The organism is Paenibacillus sp. GM1FR, from assembly GCF_002803315.1.
GTDB classification, from domain to species: Bacteria; Bacillota; Bacilli; order Paenibacillales; family Paenibacillaceae; genus Paenibacillus; species Paenibacillus amylolyticus.
In genome coordinates this window covers 1-3817 of sequence record NZ_MKZL01000011.1, presented here as the reverse complement: position 1 = coordinate 3817, position 3817 = coordinate 1, and the positions used below count along the sequence as shown (strand labels likewise).

Genomic DNA, 3817 nt, shown 5'->3' with positions numbered 1-3817 from the left:
CACGACCACACCTCATCGTTTAATTGAGATTCAAGCTGTGTAAGGCAAAAAATCAGTTACAGCTTAGTGCATTACCCAGATTCCACCAGCCAATACGGAGAGAACCGTGATAAACGTTTGATACACCACATCCATAATGAGATTCCCGATACTGTCTCCATCTGCCTTGCGATTTTTAATCATGACATAAGTATGTGACCAAAGACCACTTAATCCGTATATGTACATCGTTACCAATACACCAACCCAAAAGTTCCCTTGGAACCAGATGGCCATAATCCCCATAACTCCAAGCCCTACCTGGGAAAAACCATATTTAACCTGAAATGGTCCACCAGGCCATCCTAACATTTTGGCTGTCTGATCCGCTCTGGCAATGTTGACAACATAACCAATCACTCCAACCAATCCAAACGTAACCACAAACTGATGAAGCAGCAACACCCTGCTAATCTCGCTCATTTCCCCGGGAAAACCTAACACATATAGGTGTACTCCCCCTGAAATTAGACCTAACAACCATAGAACCAAAAACCACATGCCTGTCCCACTCCCGCCGTTTGTTATTTGGAATCATTTGTAACTAAATGTACAATCTTGTAGTTAAACACATTATATAATCGCTTTTACATTTGTCAATTCATACATAATTTTCTAGTTTGTCGAAGCTTTTGTCATTTTTCTTCTTCTGTACGCAAACAAGAAAACCATATAGTTCCATTTAACTTGAAAATAATAGGAATTTAGCCCTATTATTACATTAAAAGGTTTGAAACCTACTTCTTTTTTAACGCTTCAAAAGAACCACAACTCATTTATTTGACATAGCTGATAGTTCAATTATCATCTGTTTGATCATCTACGATTACAGAACAACAGCAACTATCCATTAAAATATAATATAAAGGAATTGACATCCGATCTCTTTGTAACTATTATAGTTACAACGGTGGTGATTATCCCATGAGACAAATCAGCAGTCGCTTTTCCATTGCGGTTCATACCCTGTCCCTGATCGCTGTTATGCCCAATGAATGCACCGGAGATGTGATTGCGCAGAGTGTGAATACAAATCCCGTGATTATTCGACGGATTATGTCCAAGCTGAAACAGGCTGGACTGATTGACGTCAGACCCGGTGTGGGTGGTGCTTCCTTGTTGAAAGATCCAGCCGACATTACCCTTCTTGATGTATATCGAGCGCTTGAGGTGGTGGAGGATGGGGAATTGTTTAACTTTCACAAACATCCGAATCCGAAATGTCCGGTCGGCAACATGATTGAACACACCTTGCGTGCCGAACTCATTGAGGCTCAGACAGCCATGGAACAGCGCTTGAATCGTGTAACCATACAACAGATGATGGATCAGATTCATGTCTCTGAATAAAAAAGCTCATAATGAGCTTTTTTTAACCCTTTCGTTGTAATCACACCTGTTATAACATTTTCGATTACAACCATATGCAAACAAAACACATATCCTAGGAGGAAAAGAAAATGAAAATTTTGGTTACTGGCGCAACAGGTCAATTGGGTTCACTGGTTGTAGAGGCATTGTTAAAAAACAATTCTGCCAAGGATGTGGCAGTAAGTGTACGTAATCCAGAGAAAGCGGAAGCACTCCGCACTCAAGGGGTTGACGTGCGTCACGGTGATTTCGATCAACCGGAGACGTTAGAGAAAGCTTTTGCCGGTGTAGACCGTCTGTTGCTCATCTCGACTGATGGTGACAATGAAACGCGTATTCGCCAACATCAGGCTGCCATTGACGCTGCCAAGAACGCAGGCGTGGGTTTCATCGCTTATACAAGCGTTGTGAATGCAGAGAAAAATACCCTTTCCCTGGCGGAAGTTCACCGCGCTACAGAAAAAGCTATTCGTGAATCCGGCATTCCGTATTCCTTCCTGCGCAACAACTGGTACCTGGAAAATGAAGCAGGCAGTGTGCAAGCAGCTACCCAAGGTGCACCTTGGGTTCATGCCACCAACAACAGCCAAGTAGGCTGGGCTACCCGAAGTGACTACGCCCATGCTGCTGCAGCTGTTCTCGCAGGAGAAGGACATGAGAATACCGTATATGAATTGTCCGGCAAACTACGCACGCAAGCTGAACTGGCTGCCATTGTTGGTGAAGTGCTTGGGCAGGAAATCAACGTGCAAAACGTGGACGATGCCGCTTACGCTGACATCATGAAAGGTGCAGGTCTACCGGACTTTGTCGTATCGATGCTTGTTGATATGCAAAGTGCCATCCGTGAAGGCGCACTGGCTGTAGAAAGTGATACTTTAGAGAAATTGCTTGGCCGTCCGGCTCAGCCACTTAGCGAAGGTATTAAAGCAATTGTAGGCAAGTAAGTTTTGGATATGAGAAAGGGACACACCAACAAATGTTGGATGCGTCCCTTTTTTTGTGTAGCTAACGATCAATAGTTCATCGCTCATTGCTTAATATAACGTGCCGGAATAAGATCGGCCAGCCAGATATTTTCGTTTCCATGATAAAAGAGGATTCCGTCTGTGGCCGCTTGAGCAGCATTGATTCTCAAAATGACAGGCTGATCATCCCGTCTTTGTCCCACCTGATTGGCCGTATCGATATCTGCGGACAGATGTACATATTGCCTTTGCCGCGGCTGTAAGCCATGTTCCATAATAGAATGCACTGCGCGTGCCGGGGTCCCATGGTACAGGGTTTCCGGTGGCTCAGCAGATATTTTCGATATCTTATGAGGAGTCGAATGTCCATACAATGCCCGGATGCGGCCAGAACGGATTTCCTGTCTCTTTTTCTCCGAGGCTTCAATCATCTGCTCCAGATCGGCTTGCGTGACTTCCTTCCACTGCGGACTTTCATGTAGAGCCACCAGCAATTGCGAGATCTCCACCCAACCCTCTTCGTCCAGTTCCAGTTCATACTCCCATGGTGCATGTCGCAGAGCGTATGAGAGTTCCTTGCTTAATTTCATCAGATCCAATGCAATCATCTCCCACATCTAATAAAACCGTCTATTTTTGCGATTGAACCGCGGTTAAAATCTCCTGAATGTTACGTTCCAATCCTTCATCATCTTCCTGATTGAATTGGCGGTGACCATCAATCCCACGTTGGATAATCGTATTCATCACCGGATGAACCTCACGATCAGAAGCCACCCGAATCAGATCATCGGCAAAATCAACCGCCTGCTGTTCACTGTAATTAAACGGTTTAATCAGCATCCGAATGCTCAAGGCATGGGCCTGCGGCTCCGCCAGCTGATCCCGATGAGTGATGCCATACACCGCGCCAAAACCAAAAGCAGCCATGACCTGACGCTCCAGTTCTGTTGTCTGTTCCAAAGGCGTGCCAATCAGCTCACACATTTTGTCCACCATCTGCTCCAACTCGTTTGCTGCCGCAGCCAGAATTACGTCATTAATATCGTCAGCGTTGATAAATTCAGTCATATTGGTTTTCTCCATTTCTGCACCGTATTTGATCCATTCTCTCAGACTCTATGAGAACATTGTATCGGAGTTGGGGTGTTCGTTTCAAATTCATCTACGAATAAAGGCGAAGTGAATGCTCCCGAAGCAGTTTTCTTACAGAAAGCTTTTATATAGATTGAACTCATAAAATTAAGAACCGCCTAATCGGGTAAAAGATAGTAATAACTGAAAAGGGCGGGGATTCAAGTGACAAATGAAAAAGAGATTGAAGAGCTAACAACGGCCATGAAAGAAACGGATAGTACGCGCATGTATGAAAGATATTTAGCTGTCCGTTTGCATTTGGAAGGCCGGACTTTAACCGAAACTGCAGACATTTTGGGCAG

Annotated in this window: 5 protein-coding genes; 2 read left to right on the top strand and 3 right to left on the bottom strand. The window is 44.6% G+C overall.

The genetic code is table 11. The annotated features are described in order from the left end of the window. Positions 1–63: 63 nt before the first annotated feature. Positions 64–540 carry a DUF6790 family protein gene (locus tag PAEAM_RS06050; protein ID WP_026080959.1) on the bottom strand — a complete coding sequence of 159 codons (477 nt, stop codon included), beginning with the start codon at positions 538–540 and terminating at the stop codon, positions 64–66. Positions 541–963: 423 nt separating this feature from the next. On the opposite strand from PAEAM_RS06050, the gene PAEAM_RS06045 reads away from it, so the two are divergent. Next, positions 964–1389 (top strand): Rrf2 family transcriptional regulator, encoded by a 426-nt coding sequence (locus PAEAM_RS06045; RefSeq protein WP_036668516.1) that lies wholly within the window; start codon positions 964–966, stop codon positions 1387–1389. Positions 1390–1499: 110 nt separating this feature from the next. Beyond that, on the top strand, positions 1500–2357 hold the full coding sequence (locus PAEAM_RS06040; protein ID WP_100526993.1) for an SDR family oxidoreductase: 858 nt from the start codon (positions 1500–1502) through the stop codon (positions 2355–2357). A gap of 83 nt (positions 2358–2440) precedes the next feature. Here the strand turns inward: PAEAM_RS06040 and PAEAM_RS06035 are convergent, their stop codons facing one another. Then, a complete protein-coding gene (locus PAEAM_RS06035; protein ID WP_207765554.1) occupies positions 2441–2995 on the bottom strand; it encodes an RNA 2'-phosphotransferase in 555 nt (184 codons plus the stop codon). Between the two features lie 13 nt (positions 2996–3008). Beyond that, the gene (gene imm48, locus PAEAM_RS06030; protein WP_053061631.1) at positions 3009–3449 is read right to left on the bottom strand and encodes an Imm48 family immunity protein; all 441 of its coding nucleotides are present in this window, start codon (positions 3447–3449) and stop codon (positions 3009–3011) included. Between the last annotated feature and the right edge of the window lie 368 nt (positions 3450–3817).